16 protein-coding genes are annotated in these 17,662 nt (G+C 58.1%); 2 read left to right on the forward strand and 14 right to left on the reverse strand.

Annotated features, from left to right (window positions below; all coding sequences use genetic code 11):
- Positions 1–77 precede the first annotated feature (77 nt).
- From nadR to serB, 3 genes are all read right to left on the reverse strand, one after another.
- A complete protein-coding gene (nadR, locus tag BJP61_RS18340) occupies positions 78–1,310 on the reverse strand; it encodes a multifunctional transcriptional regulator/nicotinamide-nucleotide adenylyltransferase/ribosylnicotinamide kinase NadR (protein WP_038865094.1) in 1,233 nt (410 codons plus the stop codon).
- Between the two features lie 157 nt (positions 1,311–1,467).
- Positions 1,468–2,850: a DNA repair protein RadA gene (gene radA / locus BJP61_RS18345; protein WP_171998962.1), complete on the reverse strand. Its 1,383-nt coding sequence runs from the start codon at positions 2,848–2,850 to the stop codon at positions 1,468–1,470.
- 11 nt (positions 2,851–2,861) lie between these two features.
- A complete protein-coding gene (serB, locus tag BJP61_RS18350; RefSeq protein WP_171998963.1) occupies positions 2,862–3,833 on the reverse strand; it encodes a phosphoserine phosphatase in 972 nt (323 codons plus the stop codon).
- A gap of 106 nt (positions 3,834–3,939) precedes the next feature.
- Here serB and BJP61_RS18355 point away from each other — a divergent pair, with 106 nt between their 5' ends.
- A complete protein-coding gene (locus BJP61_RS18355; protein WP_038865105.1) occupies positions 3,940–4,602 on the forward strand; it encodes a YtjB family periplasmic protein in 663 nt (220 codons plus the stop codon).
- Positions 4,603–4,649: 47 nt separating this feature from the next.
- Positions 4,650–5,666 carry a lipoate--protein ligase LplA gene (gene lplA / locus BJP61_RS18360; RefSeq protein WP_171998965.1) on the forward strand — a complete coding sequence of 339 codons (1,017 nt, stop codon included), beginning with the start codon at positions 4,650–4,652 and terminating at the stop codon, positions 5,664–5,666.
- A 218-nt stretch (positions 5,667–5,884) separates the two neighbouring features.
- On the opposite strand, the gene deoD is transcribed toward lplA, so the two are convergent.
- From deoD to yjjG, 11 genes are all read right to left on the reverse strand, one after another.
- Positions 5,885–6,604 (reverse strand): purine-nucleoside phosphorylase, encoded by a 720-nt coding sequence (deoD, locus tag BJP61_RS18365; RefSeq protein WP_007767260.1) that lies wholly within the window; start codon positions 6,602–6,604, stop codon positions 5,885–5,887.
- 126 nt (positions 6,605–6,730) lie between these two features.
- Entirely contained in the window at positions 6,731–7,954 is a 1,224-nt protein-coding gene (deoB, locus tag BJP61_RS18370) for a phosphopentomutase (RefSeq protein ID WP_171998967.1), read from the reverse strand.
- Between the two features lie 52 nt (positions 7,955–8,006).
- The gene (gene deoA / locus BJP61_RS18375) at positions 8,007–9,329 is read right to left on the reverse strand and encodes a thymidine phosphorylase (protein WP_171998969.1); all 1,323 of its coding nucleotides are present in this window, start codon (positions 9,327–9,329) and stop codon (positions 8,007–8,009) included.
- Between the two features lie 103 nt (positions 9,330–9,432).
- Positions 9,433–10,212, reverse strand: coding sequence for a deoxyribose-phosphate aldolase (gene deoC / locus BJP61_RS18380; RefSeq protein ID WP_171998971.1), 780 nt, complete (start codon positions 10,210–10,212; stop codon positions 9,433–9,435).
- 336 nt (positions 10,213–10,548) lie between these two features.
- Positions 10,549–11,826 carry a NupC/NupG family nucleoside CNT transporter gene (locus BJP61_RS18385; RefSeq protein WP_038865115.1) on the reverse strand — a complete coding sequence of 426 codons (1,278 nt, stop codon included), beginning with the start codon at positions 11,824–11,826 and terminating at the stop codon, positions 10,549–10,551.
- Positions 11,827–11,950: 124 nt separating this feature from the next.
- Positions 11,951–12,736 (reverse strand): TatD family hydrolase, encoded by a 786-nt coding sequence (locus BJP61_RS18390; RefSeq protein WP_171998974.1) that lies wholly within the window; start codon positions 12,734–12,736, stop codon positions 11,951–11,953.
- The gene (locus BJP61_RS18395) at positions 12,733–13,872 is read right to left on the reverse strand and encodes a patatin family protein (RefSeq protein ID WP_171998976.1); all 1,140 of its coding nucleotides are present in this window, start codon (positions 13,870–13,872) and stop codon (positions 12,733–12,735) included. Before BJP61_RS18395 ends, BJP61_RS18390 begins: the two co-directional genes overlap by 4 nt.
- Before the next feature lie 114 nt (positions 13,873–13,986).
- Positions 13,987–14,148, reverse strand: coding sequence for a DUF1328 family protein (locus BJP61_RS18400; protein ID WP_002437547.1), 162 nt, complete (start codon positions 14,146–14,148; stop codon positions 13,987–13,989).
- A 127-nt stretch (positions 14,149–14,275) separates the two neighbouring features.
- Complete coding sequence (osmY, locus tag BJP61_RS18405; protein WP_075193498.1) at positions 14,276–14,890, reverse strand: molecular chaperone OsmY; 615 nt, start codon at positions 14,888–14,890, stop codon at positions 14,276–14,278.
- A 411-nt stretch (positions 14,891–15,301) separates the two neighbouring features.
- Complete coding sequence (gene prfC / locus BJP61_RS18410) at positions 15,302–16,891, reverse strand: peptide chain release factor 3 (RefSeq protein ID WP_038865126.1); 1,590 nt, start codon at positions 16,889–16,891, stop codon at positions 15,302–15,304.
- 93 nt (positions 16,892–16,984) lie between these two features.
- Positions 16,985–17,662, reverse strand: coding sequence for a pyrimidine 5'-nucleotidase (yjjG, locus tag BJP61_RS18415; protein ID WP_171998978.1), 678 nt, complete (start codon positions 17,660–17,662; stop codon positions 16,985–16,987).

A 17,662-nucleotide genomic window follows, 5' to 3' on the forward strand; every position in this document is an offset into this window, starting at 1 on the left:
CCTGTATGTATGCGCGCTTGCGAATAGCCGTAGGGCAGGTAGGCGCGGTACACCCGCCCTCCAGCCCCTTCTGCCCGCTAAGCCTGCTCGCCCATCAGCTGTTTCACCAGCTCCACGCAGCGCAGGAAACGGGAGTCGTAATCCGGCTCCTCGACGTGCACATAGTCAATCTTGTTCTCTTCGAGCATCGACACCAGCAGCGACTGGAACTCTTTGCGATCCACCGAGCTTCCAAGGCTTCTCAGTCCGTCCGCCACCCACGGCGTGTTGTTCTCCAGCAGGATAACCAGGTCGAAGCGGTATTCATCTACCAGCGCCTGTACGAACGGATGTTCACGCCCTTCATATTTTTTGCAGAACGCCTGGGTGGTTACGAAATCGGTGTCGATAAACGCCACTTTATTGGCATATTTCACCGCGAAATCAATATATTGCGCATGACCAAGCGCAATTTTGTCGTAGTCGGAATATTGCAGCGCCATCTCGTCGCCGCCCAGGTGCGAGAACACATAATCGCGGCCATATTCCCAGGCGCTGGTGGTGTTGAAGATATTGGCGAGCTTATTGACCAGCATCGATTTCCCGCTCGACTCGCCGCCGAGGATCGCCACCGTACGTACAAAGAACGGCTTCACCTCGGTCGGGATATACTCCCAGTAACGGAACGGGTTGGCGCGGATCTGCGCCCCGCTGATATTCATAAAGGTGCGTTTGGGGTCGATAATCACGGTCTCGATGCCGAGATGTTCGCGATACTGCGGCGCATCCGCCTCCTCGGAGGTATAGATGGTGTCGGGCTCAATGCCCTTCTCCTCCATAAACGCTTTAATCCCCTCGCTCCAGACGTCCCAGCCGTGCGGGTACGGCTCCATGCCCTCTTCATTAAAGGCGTGAATACGGATGTTTTTCTGGTATTTGAAGGTTTGCAGCAGCCAGCGCAGGCGGTCGCTGATGGTGGGCTGCTGCGACATTGCGCTCTCTTCAAACAGCGTGCGGTCGCGCTTTTCGTCGTAGCCCATGATGATGTGCAACTCGTCGACCTGGCTACAGGCGCGCTGGATCAGATAAATATGGCCGGTATGCAGCGGATAAAACTTGCCGAACACGACGCCGACGCGCTTCTGGCGGCGCGGAAACTCAAGGCCCAGAAAGCGGTGCAGCGCTTCGAGCTTCTGCGCGCTGGGGCTTTTGATTTTGGCGTTGAGCAGCTGGCTTAAATAGCCCTTGGTCATGCCGCAGGCCGCCGCCACCTGTTGTAGCGTGCAGCCCTTTTGACGGATCGCGGTTTTAAGATAGTCGAATGACAAGATGCGCTGCCTCCTGCAATTACCCTTTATATGTCACGCTGCGGTGCGTTGGCTTCGCTTGCGTCCCCGGACGCTGACTTCAGTAAGCGCCCCGGGCTCACAAACGCGCCGCCTTCCCGCAACGCGAATGATTGTGGGTAATAACCCATTGAATAATTAATTATAAGTCGTCAAAGACAGTTAGCGCATCCGCGAGCTTTTTAACACCGAAAATCTGCATGCCTTCGGGCACTTTTTTCGGGACGTTGGCGGCAGGCACAATGGCGCGACGGAAACCGTGCTTCGCCGCTTCGGAGATACGCTCCTGGCCGCTTGGCACCGGGCGAATCTCGCCTGCGAGGCCCACCTCGCCAAACACGACGAGATCCTGCGGCAGTGGTCGATCGCGCAGGCTGGAAACCATCGCCAGCAGCAGCGCCAGGTCAGCGCTGGTCTCGGTGACTTTCACCCCGCCGACCACGTTGACGAACACATCCTGATCGGCCATTTGCAGTCCGCCGTGGCGGTGCAACACCGCAAGAAGGATCGCAAGGCGGTTCTGCTCAAGGCCCACGGCCACGCGTCTGGGGTTCGCCATCATTGACTGATCCACCAGCGCCTGGATCTCCACCAGCAGCGGGCGCGTGCCTTCCCAGACCACCATCACCGAGCTGCCGGAAGTGACTTCATCGCCACGGCTTAAGAAAATGGCCGACGGGTTGCTGACTTCGCGCAGACCCTGTTCCGTCATCGCGAACACGCCAAGCTCATTCACTGCGCCAAAGCGGTTTTTATGGCTGCGCAGCGTGCGAAAACGCGAATCGGCGTCGCCGTCCAGCAGCACCGAACAGTCGATACAGTGTTCGAGCACTTTCGGGCCCGCCAGCGAGCCGTCTTTGGTCACATGGCCGACCATAACAATCGCCACGCCGCGGGTTTTGGCGAAGCGCGTCAGATAGGCGGCGGTTTCACGCACCTGCGCGACGCTGCCCGGCGACGACTGCACGTCCGCCATATGCATTACCTGAATGGAGTCGATCACCATCAGCTTCGGCTGCTCTTCTTCGGCGATAAGGCAGATCTGTTCGATGCTGGTTTCCGAGAGCATGTTGAGATTCGTCGTCGGCAGGCCCAGACGATGCGCGCGCATCGCCACCTGTTGCAGCGACTCCTCGCCGGTGACGTAGAGCGTTTTCATCTGCTCGCCAAGCTTGCAGAGCGTTTGCAGCAGCAGCGTCGATTTTCCGGCGCCCGGGTTGCCGCCAATCAGAATGGCGCTGCCCGGCACCACGCCGCCGCCAAGCACGCGGTCAAACTCTTTAAAACCGGTCGAGAAACGCGGCAGCGCCTCAAGGCTAATCTCAGAAAGCTTTTGCACTTTAGAGACGCCCGCGCTACCTGCGTAGCCGGAGAGTCGTTCATTGCGCGCCGCTTGCGGCGAGGCGGCGAGACGCACCTCGGTGATGGTATTCCAGGCATGACAGGCGCTGCACTGCCCCTGCCAGCGCGGATAATCCGCACCACACTCGTTACAGACAAATGCGCGTTTTGGAGCTTTCGCCACCTTTTACCTCTTTATTTCGGGTTCAGGCTGCCGGAGAGGATACAGAACACCCCCATCAGGTCAGCGTGACGGATAGTGATTTCCGTCTTTTCATTCACTTTCGGTTTGGCGTGGTAGGCAATGCCCAGCCCCGCCGTCTGGATCATCGGCAGGTCGTTAGCGCCGTCGCCAATCGCCACGGTCTGGCCTGTCGGGATCGTATATTTTTCAGCCAGGCGCTGTAAGGTTTGCGCCTTGAACTGGGCGTCGACGATCTGCCCGGTAACCTCGCCGGTCAGCCGGCCGTTTTCCACCGCCAGTTCATTGGCGACCACATCATCCAGGTGGAGTTTGTCCTGCAGATATTGCGCGAAATAGGTGAAACCGCCAGAGGCGATAGCCACTTTCCAGCCCAGCGCGTGCAGTTTCAGCACCAGCGAGGTCAGGCCCGGCATCAGCGGCAGCACGTCACGTACCTGGCGCAGAATGTCGGCATCCGCGCCTGAAAGCGTGCCGACGCGCGCTTTCAGGCTGGCCGTGAAATCCAGCTCGCCGCGCATGGCGCGCTCGGTCACTTCCGCCACTTCGTCGCCCGTACCGGCAAGCTTCGCGATTTCATCAATGCATTCGATCTGGATCGCGGTGGAATCCATATCCATCACCAGCAGGCCGGGCGTTTTCAGATGCGGGATTTTGCCGAGCGGCGCGACATCGAGGCCGGAATCATGCGCCAGACGCGTCGCGCGCGGCGTCAGCGAGCCCGCGAGGCGGATCACCTGATAATCTTCCACGCACCATGCATTGACGATAACCATCGCCGCGCCGAGCTTATGCTGATATTGGGTCAGACTTTGCTTATTTAAACCCCGTCCGTACAGAAGCCAGCCGCTCTGACCGGCGTGATAATCCAGCGGCATCACTTCGTCACCGCTCAAAGAAAGGGGCAATCCAGGCCAGAGAGAAACCTCGTTCGGCAGGTCGCACCAGGTAAGACTGTTCGGCATTCAGGCTCCTGTAAATAGTATCGGGGCGGGACAAAACAACGCATGAGGCTACCTTGTCTGCGGCGCTTCTGGCAACATTAAGCTTCAAAATTTAAGCAGGTACTTTATGGCCCGGGCAAAACTCAAATTTCGGCTGCATCGCGCAGTGATTGTACTTATCTGTCTGGCGTTGCTGGTGGCGCTGATGCAGGGCGCGTCGTGGTTCAGCCAGAGCCATCAGCAGTCCCGCAATATTCAGATGGAAGATCTCGCCCGCACGCTGGCCCGCCAGGTGAGCTACAGTCTGGTGCCGCTGATTAAAGGTGAAAACCCGGATGAAAAGCGCGTAGGCGCCCTCCTGCGCCAGCTGACGGAAGAGAGCCGTATTCTGGACGCCAGCGTTTATGATCAACAGGGCGAGCTAATCGCGCGCGCCGGTGAAAGCGTCAACGTGCGCGACCGGCTGGCGCTCGACGGAAAAAAAGCGGGCAGCTACTTTAACGAGCAGATTGTCCAGCCGGTGCAGGATAAAAGCGGGCCCATCGGCTACCTGCGGCTCACGCTCGACACCCACAGTCTGCCCACCGAAGCGCGCCAGGTGGACAACACCACCAATATTTTGCGCCTGATGATGCTGTTGTCGCTCGCCATCGGCATTGTGCTGACGCGTACGCTTTTGCAGGGCAAACGCACCCGCTGGCAGCAGTCGCCGTTCCTGCTGACCGCCAGCAAATCGGTGCCCGAAGAAGAGAGCGAGCCCGACGCGCCTGCGGACGACAAACGCGCCTGACATCGCGTGATATAATGGGCGTTCTTTATTGCTTAAGGGAAACGCCCGTGTCCTCTCTACGCCTGCTTATTTCCGATTCTTACGATCCCTGGTTTAACCTGGCAGTGGAAGAGTGCATCTTCCGCCAGATGCCCGCCACCCAGCGCGTTCTGTTCCTCTGGCGCAACGCCGATACCGTTGTCATTGGCCGGGCGCAGAACCCGTGGAAAGAGTGCAATACCCGCCGTATGGATGAAGATAACGTGCGCCTGGCCCGGCGCAGCAGCGGCGGCGGCGCGGTGTTCCACGATCTCGGCAACACCTGTTTTACCTTTATGGCGGGCAAGCCGGAATATGACAAAAGCGTCTCCACGACGATTGTGATTAATGCGCTGGCGCAGCTTGGCATTCAGGCGTCGGCATCCGGGCGCAACGATTTAGTGGTAGAGACCGCCGAAGGGCCGCGCAAAATATCGGGTTCCGCCTACCGCGAGACAATGGATCGCGGCTTTCATCACGGCACGCTGCTGCTGAACGCCGATTTAAGCCGGCTGGCGAATTACCTTAACCCGGATAAGAAAAAGCTCCAGGCGAAAGGAATAACGTCGGTGCGCGGGCGCGTCGCGAATCTCAACGATCTGAAACCAGGCATTACGCATGCCCAGGTGTGCGAGGCGGTAATGGACGCGTTTTTCGCGTATTACGGCGAGCATGTCCCCGCCGAGGTGATTTCACCCGACGCGTTTCCGGATTTGCCGGGTTTTGCGGAAACCTTCGCCCGTCAGAGCAGCTGGGAGTGGAATTTCGGCCAGGCCCCCGCGTTTACACATCAGCTCGACGAGCGTTTTGTCTGGGGCGGCGTGGAGTTGCATTTCGACGTGGAAAAAGGACATATCACCCGCACACAGCTTTTTACGGACAGCCTCAACCCCGCGCCGCTTGAGGCGCTGGCGAGCCGGTTGCAGGGCTGCGTATATCAGGCCGACGCGCTACAGCAAACGTGCGAGGCGTTAGCCGCAGAATTCCCGGCGCAGGCGGCAGAGCTTCGCGAAGTGGGCGCGTGGATGGCGCAGGCGGTGCGTTAAATTTTTATCCTCGCCCTGCCACCCTGTCAGAGTGGGGCTAAAAAACTCCGGCGGGTGCGCGTCGTTTACCCGCCCGTCGAAACCACAACACTTTTTACAGATAAGGCGGGTAAGCGCAACGCTATCCACCGTTTCGTTTGCCTTTTGACATAACTGACCAGGCCCAATAAAAAGGGCGCCGCGGCGCCCTTTTCTTTTCACTTTATGTCAGTGAAAACTTACTCTTTATCGCCCAGCAGCACGGACTCCAGCGCGATTTTGATCATGTCGTTAAACGTGGTCTGACGCTCTGCTGCGGTGGTCTGCTCGTGGGTACGAATATGGTCGGACACGGTGCAGATGGTCAGCGCTTTCGCGCCAAATTCCGCTGCCACGCCGTAGATGCCCGCCGCTTCCATCTCCACGCCGAGAATGCCGTATTTTTCCATTACGTCGAACATCGACGGGTCTGGCGTATAGAACAGGTCAGCGGAGAAAATGTTGCCGACGCGCGCGTCAACGCCCAGCGCTTTGGCCGCGTCAACCGCGTTACGCACCATGTCGAAATCCGCGATGGCCGCAAAGTCGTGATCTTTAAAACGCAGACGGTTCACTTTGGAGTCGGTGCACGCGCCCATGCCGATAACCACATCACGCAGTTTCACATCTGCACGCACCGCGCCGCAGGAGCCTACGCGAATGATTTTCTTCACGCCGAAGTCGGTGATCAGCTCTTTAGTGTAGATGGAGCAGGACGGGATGCCCATGCCATGGCCCATCACGGAAATTTTGCGGCCTTTGTAGGTGCCGGTGAAACCCAGCATGCCGCGCACGTTGTTTACTTCGCGCACGTCTTCCAGGAAAGTTTCTGCAATGTGTTTAGCGCGCAGCGGGTCGCCCGGCATCAGCACGACGTCTGCGAAATCACCCATCTCGGCGTTAATATGTGGGGTTGCCATCTTATTTTCCTTTTTAATCTCTTATCTCGCCGGGCGGCGGCTGCGCCTTGCCCGGCCTACAACTTGTTATAAAAATCCCGTATGGATCGCGCAGCCAACACGCGGCCACGCGAAAAAGAACAGGGATCAGAACATCGCTTTGCCATATTCCATGTCAGACAGGCCAAAATATTTGGCGACGGTCTGGCCGATATCGGCGAACGTCTCGCGATGACCGAGCGAACCCGGTTTCACTTTCGGGCCGTAAATCAACACCGGGATATGCTCACGGGTGTGGTCGGTGCCTTTCCAGGTCGGGTCGCAGCCGTGGTCAGCGGTAAAGATGATGATGTCATCTTCGCCCACCAGTTCCAGCAGCTCCGGCATGCGACGGTCGAACAGCTCAAGGCCGCCCGCATAGCCTGCGACATCGCGGCGATGCCCCCACGAGGAGTCGAAATCCACGAAGTTGGTGAACACAATCGTGTTGTCGCCCGCTTCTTTCATCTCTTTGATGGTGGCGTCGAACAGCGCATCCAGCCCGGTGGCTTTCACTTTTTTGGTGATGCCCATATTGGCGTAGATATCCGCGATTTTACCGACGGAAACGACGTGGCCGCCCTTCTCGTCCACCAGCTTTTTGAGCACGACCGGTGACGGCGGCTCGACCGCCAGGTCGTGACGGTTGCCGGTACGCTGGAAGTTGCCCGCTTTGTCGCCGATAAACGGACGCGCGATAACGCGGCCGATGTTGTAGCCGCCTTCGGTCAGCTCTTCACGCGCGATTTCGCACAGCTCATAGAGGCGGTCCAGGCCGAACGTCTCTTCGTGGCAGGCAATCTGGAACACAGAGTCAGCAGAGGTGTAGAAAATCGGCTTGCCGGTTTTCATATGCTCTTCGCCCAGTTCATCCAGAATCACCGTACCGGAAGAGTGGCAGTTGCCGAGATAGCCCGGCAGGTTTGCGCGCGCCACCAGCTTGTCGAGCAGCTCCTGCGGGAAGCTGTTTTTCTCGTCGGTGAAGTAGCCCCAGTCGAACAGAACCGGCACGCCAGCGATTTCCCAGTGACCTGACGGCGTATCTTTACCGGAAGAGAGTTCGTGCGCCCAGGCGTACGCTCCGGTGATTTCCGCATTGCCGTCCATGCCGGCAGGAATAAAGCCCGTGGCGCCTTCATGCGCTTTCGCAAGGCCCAGCCTCGTCAGATTCGGCAGATGCAGCGGGCCTTTACGACCGATATCCGCCTCACCTTTGGCGCAGGCCTCGGCGATGTGGCCGAGCGTGTCAGAACCCGCGTCGCCGAAGCGTTCCGCATCTTCCGTCGCGCCAATACCAAAGGAGTCCAGCACCATAATAAATGCACGTTTCATATTTTCTCCGTACCTTTTGCGCTGTAAAAAAGTGATCAGATCAGTATGCCACTTATTGGCTAATTCTGCGATAGACAACCGGTGACGCTTTCGCCGCCGTATCGTCAACCTTAATGGCCGCTTTGACTGCTGCCGCCGCTTCCTGCCAGCTTGCTTCGCTCTTCGCGTGGATGATGGCGAGTGGCCGTTCGCCATCCACCTTCTCGCCGAGACGCGCCATATCGGTTAAACCGACGCTGTAATCGATGCTGTCGGACGCCTGGCGACGACCGCCGCCCATCGACACCACCGCCATGCCGAGCGCGCGGGTGTCCATCTCGGTGATAAAACCGGTACGGTCGGCATAAACGGCTTTGCTGAGCGTGGCGGCTGGCAGATAGCGATCGTAGTTTTCGACAAAGTCTGCGGGGCCGTTTTGCGCGGCCACCATACGGCCAAAAATCTCCGCCGCACGGCCGTTATCCAGCACGGTTTGCAGCTTCGCGCGCGCGTCGGCGTCATCTTTCGCAAGCCCGCCGGAGAGCAGCATCTCGACGCACAGCGCCATGGTTACTTCCAGCAGGCGCGGATTGCGATAATCGCCGGTCAGGAACCGCACCGCTTCGCGCACTTCCACCGCGTTGCCTGCGCTGGAGGCGAGCACTTCGTTCATATCCGTCAGCAGCGCCGTGGTGCGCACGCCCGCGCCGTTGGCCACGCCGACAATCGCCTGCGCCAGCGCTTCAGAAAGCGCGTAAGTCGGCATAAACGCCCCGCTGCCCACTTTCACGTCCATCACCAGCGCATCCAGCCCTTCGGCGAGCTTTTTCGCGAGGATCGAGGCGGTGATGAGCGGAATGGAATCCACCGTCGCGGTAATGTCGCGCGTGGCGTAAAAGCGTTTATCCGCCGGCGCCAGCGAGTTGGTCTGGCCGATAATGGCGACGCCGACGTTTTTAATAATGTCGCGAAAACGATGGTCGTCCGGGAAAATATCAAACCCTGGAATAGCTTCGAGTTTATCGAGCGTACCGCCGGTATGGCCCAGTCCGCGCCCGGAAATCATCGGGATGTAGCCGCCGCATGCCGCCACCATCGGGCCGAGCATCAGCGACGTGACGTCGCCCACGCCGCCGGTGGAGTGTTTGTCCACGACCGGGCCGTTCAGGTTGAGGCTTTTCCAGTCCAGCACGGTGCCGGAATCGCGCATCGCCATCGTCAGCGATACCCGCTCCGGCATGGTCATGTCGTGAAAGAAAATGGTCATCGCCAGCGCGGCGATCTGTCCTTCGGAAACGGTGTTATCGCGAATGCCGTTAATAAAAAAGCGGATCTCGTCGTCGCTAAGCGCGTGGCCGTCGCGTTTTTTACGAATAATTTCCTGAGCGAGGAACACGGTAACCCCCGTGAATTAGGGTGAATAATGGCGGGCAGCGTGAGAGCCGCCCGCATTACAATCCTGAGTCCGGATAGCAAAGCACTATCAGGCACAAGGCGGATTAATAGCTGCTGGCGCTTTTGCCGTCGCCGTGGCCGAGCGCCTGTAAGAGGCTTGCCAGCAGGCTTGAAGCGCCGAAGCGGTAGTGACGCGCATCGGCCCAGTCAGCGCCCAGCAGTTCGTCGGCAACCGCCAGGTATTTCGCCGCGTCTTCCGCGGTGCGTACGCCGCCTGCCGGTTTAAAGCCAACGGTTTTCGCCACACCCATATCGCGGATCACTTCCAGCATAATGCGCGCGCTTTCAGGGGTCGCGTTAACCGGCACTTTACCGGTAGAGGTTTTGATAAAGTCTGCGCCGGCTTTGATAGAGATTTCAGAGGTTTTGCGAATCAGCGCTTCTTCTTTCAGTTCGCCGGTTTCGATGATGACTTTCAGCAGCACGTTAGCCGCCGCGCAGGCGTCTTTACAGGCTTTCACCAGATCAAAACCGACCTGCTCGTTGCCCGCCATCAGCGCGCGATACGGGAAAACGACGTCCACTTCATCTGCGCCGTAGGCGATAGCCGCGCGGGTTTCCGCAAGCGCGATGTCGATATCATCGTTGCCATGCGGGAAGTTGGTGACCGTGGCGATACGGATATCCGGCGTGCCCTGCGCGTTCAGCGTTTTGCGGGCAATCGGGATGAAGCGCGGATAAATACAGATTGCGGCGGTGTTGCCCACCGGGGTTTTCGCCTGATGACACAATGCGATGACTTTCTCATTGGTGTCGTCGTCATTCAGGGTGGTGAGGTCCATCAGTTGCAGCGCACGCAGGCTGCTTTTGGTTAAATCGGTCATAACTTTCTCCAACAAAAAAATGCATCTCGGATGAGAAACTCAACACGTTGGAGCGGTCGTGGTCCATGAAGAAGAGCGGCGTCGACCGCCGTCACGCTGAGATCCGTCTCACCGCACATCATTGCCATCAATGTTAAAATTCTAACACTCCCAGGCGGGATGGTTTTGTGTCTTGTTTCACAAATTACAAAGTAATGGTTGCATACTTTCAGCCATTATATGTGATTAACACAACATTATGACAGCCTGATGCCCGCCCCGGAAACAAAAAAGGCTGGCGCTCTGCCAGCCTGAAGGTCACAAAAAATGTGAAAATTATAACATTTTCACACCGGGTTACAGCGCCAGAAACACACCAGCGATAGTCGCGCTCATCAGATTCGAGAGCGTACCGGCGGCGACGGCCTTCAGCCCGAGCTGCGCGACGTCATGGCGACGACTCGGCGCCATGCTGCCCAGCCCGCCAATCAGGATGGCGATAGAAGAAAGGTTAGCAAATCCGCAGAGCGCGAAAGAGATAATCGCTTTGGTGTGCGCCGAGAGTACCTGAAGACCGGCAGCCGCCACGGTTGCATCCTCTTTCAGGTATTCGCCGAAGTTCATGTAGGCCACGAATTCGTTGATGATAAGCTTCTGGCCGATAAAGGACCCCGCCACCATCGCCTCGTCCCACGGTACGCCAATCAGCCACGCCACCGGCGAGAATACCCAGCCCAGGATAAGCTGCAACGACAGTTCCGGATGGTTAAACCAGCCGCCAATGCCGGAGAGCATACCGTTCAGCAGCGCAATCAGCGCCACAAACGCCAGCAGCATCGCGCCGACGTTCAGCGCCAGCTGCATCCCGGCGGATGCGCCAGACGCCGCGGCATCCAGCACGTTCGACGGACGATCCGGATCGTGTTGCGCGCTTTCCAGATGCGGCGCGTCGTTGGGCTTTTCGGTTTCCGGAATAATGATTTTCGCAAACAGCAGACCGCCGGGCGCCGCCATAAAGGAGGCGGCGATAAGGTATTCCAGCGGCACGCCCATCTGCGCGTAACCTGCCAGCACCGAGCCCGCCACTGACGCCAGCCCGCCGCACATCACCGCGAAAAGCTCAGAACGGGTCATGGTGGCGATATAAGGACGCACCACCAGCGGCGCTTCGGTCTGGCCGACGAAAATATTGGCAGTGGCCGAAAGCGATTCGGTACGGGAGGTTTTCAGCACTTTACGCAGCGCGCCGCCCAGCAGGCGGATCACCAGTTGCATAATGCCGAGATAGTAGAGCACCGCGATCAGCGAGGAGAAAAAGACAATGACCGGCAGCACGCGCAGCGCGAAGATAAACCCGCCGCCGCCGAACACCTCGAACATTTTGTCTGACACCAGGCCGCCAAATAAAAACGAGATGCCGTTATTGCCGTAAGCGATTACGTTCGCCACGCCTTCGGACATCGCCAGCAGTACCCGGCGGCCCGCCGGTACATAGAGCACCAGCGCACCGATGGCGACCTGAATCAGCCAGGCCCCCACCACGGTGCGCAGATTTATCGCTTTACGGTTACTGGAAAGCGCGACTGCTATCGCCAGCAGCGCCAGCATCCCCACCAGCCCCATCAGTATTTGCATACAGTATCCCTGTGTAATGAGTGAATTATGATTGTCCCGCGCGCGCAGGCGGGGCGATTTAACGACAGAGAATCCACGTAAATCCAGACGTTTTACGCTTTTTTAAACAACCGTGGACCGGCGGTCACATTTTGAGGCGCGGGAAGAGCGTGCGGGTGTTTTCAAGGATGGCATGGGCGATAACATCAGGCGGCTCGGGGCGCAGCTCGCACAGAACATCAAACACGCCGTTAACGCGCTCAGGCCGGTTTGGCTGCCCTTGCCAGCCGTTCAGCGGCATATCTGGCGCGTCAGTTTCCAGAAGGAGTGAGGAAAGCGGCAGTTTCGCCATGACGTCGCGGGTTTTCTGCGCGCGTGGATAGGTGATGGTGCCGCCCACGCCGATGCGATAGCCGAGATCGATAAAGCGCTGCGCCTGTTGCAGACTGCCCGCGAAGCCGTGTACCACGCCGGTACAGGGCAGCGCGTGGCGCTTTAAATGCATCGCGAGTTTATCGTGGGTGCGGCGTGAATGCAGGATAACCGGCAGTTCATAGCGCTTCGCGAGCCGTAACTGGGCGTCGAGGATCGCCTCCTGGCGTTCGAAAAGCGGGTTGTCCATATAGAGATCGAGCCCGATTTCGCCTATCGCCACCAGTTTATCCGCCTGCTGTTGCAGATGATGCTCAAGCAACGCCAGGCTCGCGTCGTTATGGTTGCCGATAACAATCGGATGCAGGCCGATCGCTGCCCACAGCGCCGGGTAGCGCGCAGCCAGCTCAAGCACGGTCGCAAAACGCGCGGCTTCAATCGCGGGCACGATGATCTGTTCGACACCCGCCCCGGCGGCCTGCGCGAGACTCGCCGCTTCTGCGCCGGTAAAGGGTGGGAAATCGAAATGGCAGTGGGTATCGATAAAGCGTCGCGTCATGCCAGATCCTCATCGTTAAACGTCGCGTCGTTGGCCTGTTCGGTTTTGACCAGCGGGGCGTCGAGCGCGTCATTCGCGACGGTCGCAGGCGGCACGACAATCGTTGCCTCCGGCGCGACAGGCACCAGGATTTCAGCAGGCGCAGCGGCCGTCGTCTTGGTCGGTACGGCGACCGGCACCACAGGCGGCGTGCGGTAGCGGCGCAGCGGCGGCTGACTCACCAGCAGCCTGCCGACGGTGGCCAGGAAATAGCGCCCGCACAGGCGGCCCAGCTTGTAATCTCCCATCAGCGCAGGCAGGCGGCTGCCGAGCGCCATACTGGTCAATGCGCGAGGCGGAGAGATCTCAAAAATGCGCAGCTTGCCGGGCGGCTTTTCGATAAATTCCTGAATCGCGCGATAGGTCGTCTCATGATGCTGCACCAGGTTCAGCAGCGGCTGAAGACTGCTGTCGGTGAGCCAGCGCTCCATGCGTTTGAACCATTGTGGGGTGTAATACATCTGCGACGGCACGGTGCGGATAACCACCAGCGTCGTGGCGCCGAGGCGCGCCGCCTCCCGCACCGGGATGGCGTCGCTGACGCCGCCGTCAAAATAGTTGATGCCGTCGAGATCCACGCCTGGGCGGTAAAAACCTGGTATAGCGCTGGACGCACGAATAATATCGAGCCAGTTATGTTCCTGCGGCGCGAAATAGCCCGGCGAGTAGTCATCGCGGCGGCAGGCGCACATATAGAATGCCTTGCCGGCGTCAAAGAGCCGCATCGCGTTGCCCATTTCAAGCGGCATGCGGGCAGAGGTGGCTTCGGTCAGCCAGTCGAGATCGATAAGGTTGCCGCCGCGCACGAAGCGCACCGGGTCGAAGAAATCACGTGAGGTAGTAAAGCGGGTGATGACGCGCCGGGCATAACCGGGCTGGTTACAGACATAAGCCGAGAGGTTCTGCGCCCCGGCTGACGTACCGAGGAAGAAATCGAACGGGTTGAACTGCGCACGCATGAATTCATCCAGCACGCCAGCTGTAAAGATCCCGCGCTGGCCGCCCCCTTCGCAGACAATTGCCAGCTTGCCGGGACGAAACGGTTTCACCGCCAGAGGCGCTATGTTGCCTGGCGTTACGGGAATACGTTGCCCCACCCTGCTTTCCTGTTTTAATTCGTCGCGCGCCGCGCGAACGTGTCCGATGCCCTAAACGAGCAAAGCCAGTCACAGGGACTGGCTTTGCCGTCTGTCAGTTATCTTTTTATCACACTACGGGCGTCGACGGCCCATAAAAAGGCTAACCAGGAACAGAATAATACCAACGACGAATACGATTTTCGCTGCGCCTGCTGCGGTACCTGCCAGGCCACCAAAGCCCAGAGCGGCCGCAATCAACGCGATAACCAGAAAGATAATGCCCCAACGAAACATAAGACTCTCCTTTACCATAGTTAATCTTTATACCGCTTCTTAATGAACGCAGCGTCCACTGGCGGTGTTATCCAGCTGTTGTTGCTTACCATTCCTCCCGGCCGTAGCCGGGAGAGCGGTTTGCCTGTTACGACTTCACTTTTAAATCGTTTTTGACGCTTTTCACGCCATCAACCGCTTTTGCGATGCTTTCGGCGCGCTGAGACTGTTTTTCAGACTCGACGGTACCGGAAAGCTGCACCACACCGTCGGTGGTTTCGACTTTCACGTTACGCGAAGGCACGATGTCATCCGCCAGCAGTTTCGCTTTGATTTCGCTGGTGGTGGCCGCGTCGCCCGCATAACCTTTCACCGACTGATCTTTACCGTCGCGTACGTGCAGCTTGTCGCTTACGGAAGCGACGCCCTCAATGCCTTTGGCGATTTTCACCGCTTCCTCGGCCTGGGCCTGGCTTTCAACAAAGCCGCTCAGCGTCACTACGCTTTTCTCGGTTTTCACAGAGATGTCGGTGCTCTTAATCTGTTCGTCATCTACCAGCGCGGCTTTCACTTTGGCGGTGATGGCGCTGTCGTCCATGAAGTTACCGACTTTATTCATAGAGCTATCGATTTTTTGCCCTGCACTATCCGCGGTGGATTTGGTGCTTTCAACGGCGGAGTTTTCTGCGAACGCAGAAGAGGACGCCATGACAGAACCCAACACAACAGCCAGCAGAGTTTTTGAAATCTTAGTCTTGTTCATCGATTCGTTCCTGTGGTTTGCTCAGAATTTGAGCCGCAAGCCGCCACATCAGCGGCTTTTCCTAACAGCAGGCTTTCGCGCTGCTGATGAGTTAGTCGCGCCGTACCGGCAAGGCATGTTCAGAGGGTTAGTCAGACACTCAGCCGTTACGTTGCGAAAACTCAGTTATTAATATGGCAATAATAACGTTTATGATGATGAATCACCGGGTTGGAAGCACTTAACGGCATTTCATCCCGACGACAGCGTCATCACATTGTTAAATATAGATCACGTTCGCAAAAACGCCTGGGCAGCGGCGGGAAAAAACGCCAAAACAGCAGGGAAAGCAGGAATTTAAGAACATTCCGCATCGCGGAGAAAAGGCGGGAAAGCGAGGCAGGACGCGGCTTTGCCGCGTCCTGAAAGGGATTAGTGCTCGCGCGTTTTCCGGAAGGTCACATCCGGGTAACGCTCTTGCGTCAGATTGAGGTTGACCATGGTCGGCGCGATGTAGGTAAGGTTATCGCCGCCGTCCAGCGCCAGCTGGATCTCGTTCTTACGCTTGAACTCTTCGAATTTCTTCACGTCGTCGCACTCTACCCAGCGGGCCGTTGATACGTTAACCGATTCGTAAATCGCCTCAACGCTGTACTCGGTCTTCAGACGCGACATGACCACGTCAAACTGGAGCACACCCACCGCGCCCACGATCAGATCGTTGTTGGAGAGCGGGCGGAACACCTGCACCGCGCCCTCTTCCGAGAGCTGCACCAGCCCTTTGAGCAGTTGTTTCTGCTTGAGCGGGTCTTTCAGGCGGATGCGGCGGAACAGTTCCGGGGCAAAGTTCGGGATACCCGTAAACTTCATGGATTCACCCTGGGTAAAGGTGTCGCCAATCTGAATAGTGCCGTGGTTATGCAGGCCGATGATGTCGCCCGGATACGCCTCTTCGACATGCGAGCGGTCGCCCGCCATAAAGGTCAGCGCGTCGGAGATGACGACATCTTTCCCGGTACGCACCTGGCGCAGCTTCATACCCTTTTCATATTTACCGGACACCACGCGCATAAACGCCACGCGGTCACGGTGTTTCGGGTCCATATTGGCCTGGATCTTAAACACGAAGCCGGAGAATTTCTCTTCGCTCGCCTCGACCACGCGGCCGTCGGTCTGACGGGGCATCGGCGCAGGCGCCCACTCCACCAGACCATCCAGCATATGATCGACGCCGAAGTTGCCGAGCGCGGTCCCGAAGAACACCGGCGTCAGTTCGCCGTTCAGGAACAGTTCTTTGTCGAATTCGTGCGACGCGCCTTTCACCAGCTCCAGCTCGTCACGCAGCTGCGCGGCCAGCTCCTCACCCACCGCCTGATCCAGCTCCGGGTTGTCCAGACCTTTAACAATGCGCACTTCCTGAATGGTGTGGCCCTGACCGGTCTGATAGAGGTAGGTTTCGTCGTTATAAAGGTGATAAACGCCTTTGAACAGTTTGCCGCAGCCAATCGGCCAGGTGATCGGCGCGCAGGCGATCCGCAGCTCGCTTTCCACTTCATCCAGCAACTCCATCGGATCACGGATGTCGCGGTCGAGTTTGTTCATAAAGGTCAGGATCGGCGTGTCGCGCAGACGGGTGACTTCCATCAGCTTACGCGTGCGATCCTCAACGCCTTTCGCGGCGTCGATAACCATCAGGCAGCAGTCCACCGCCGTCAGCGTACGGTAGGTATCTTCCGAGAAGTCTTCGTGGCCGGGGGTGTCCAGCAGGTTGACGAGACAATCATGGTAAGGGAACTGCATCACGGAGGTGGTAATAGAAATACCACGCTGCTTTTCCATCTCCATCCAGTCCGATTTCGCGTGCTGGCTGGAACCGCGGCCTTTTACCGTCCCGGCGACCTGAATCGCCTGTCCGAACAGCAGCACCTTTTCGGTGATCGTCGTTTTACCGGCGTCCGGGTGCGAGATGATCGCGAAGGTGCGGCGCTTAGCCACCTCTTGCAAATAAGGAGACAACGTCATAATCAAAATCTTCTGTGTAAGCGCGCGGGCAGGCGCCACGCGGCGAGTGAGCGAAAAATGCGGCTATTTTACCCATCCGAAAGGGTCAGACAATCATTGTTTACACAGCAATTGCTCCAGTTCGCTTAACGAGGTGACCTGCCAGGTCGGGGCGATATCTTCCGGCAGCGTGCGGCCGTGGCTGTTCAGCCAACAGGTCGCCAGTCCCGCATTGATGCCGCCGAGAATATCGGATTCCGCGGTATCGCCTACCATCAACACGCGCGAGCGGTCGGGATTACCCATTTTCGCGAGGGCGTAGTCGAAGATTTCCGGCGCGGGTTTCGCGACGCCGACCTGCTCTGAGATAACCAGTAAATCAAAATAGTCCCGAAATCCGGTGCGCTCAAGACGGATCTGCTGGAGCGCCGTAAAGCCGTTAGTGATGATGCCAAGCTTCACTTTGCCTTTCAGGAACGCCAGCAAAGAGGCCGCCCCCGGCAACGGCGCGCAGATCTCTGCCATCGCGTTTAAAAAAGCGCTGTTCAGATCGCCTGCCGGCACGCTCAGACGTTCAGACCATCCCTGAAAACGCTGATGCTGGAGCTGCAGCGCGCTGATGGCGCCGTTCTGGTAGTCGACCCACAGCGGTTTATTGACCGCCTGGTAGTCGTGGTAATCCTGCTCGGTAAAGGTCACGCTGTAGTCCAGGAACATGCGCCGCAGGCCGCCAAAGGCGTCGAAAGTAAACAGCGTTTCGTCAGCGTCAAAAAGAATCCAGTCCCACTTCAT

This window comes from Cronobacter sp. JZ38 (assembly GCF_008932145.1).
Lineage (GTDB): Bacteria > Pseudomonadota > Gammaproteobacteria > Enterobacterales > Enterobacteriaceae > Cronobacter > Cronobacter muytjensii.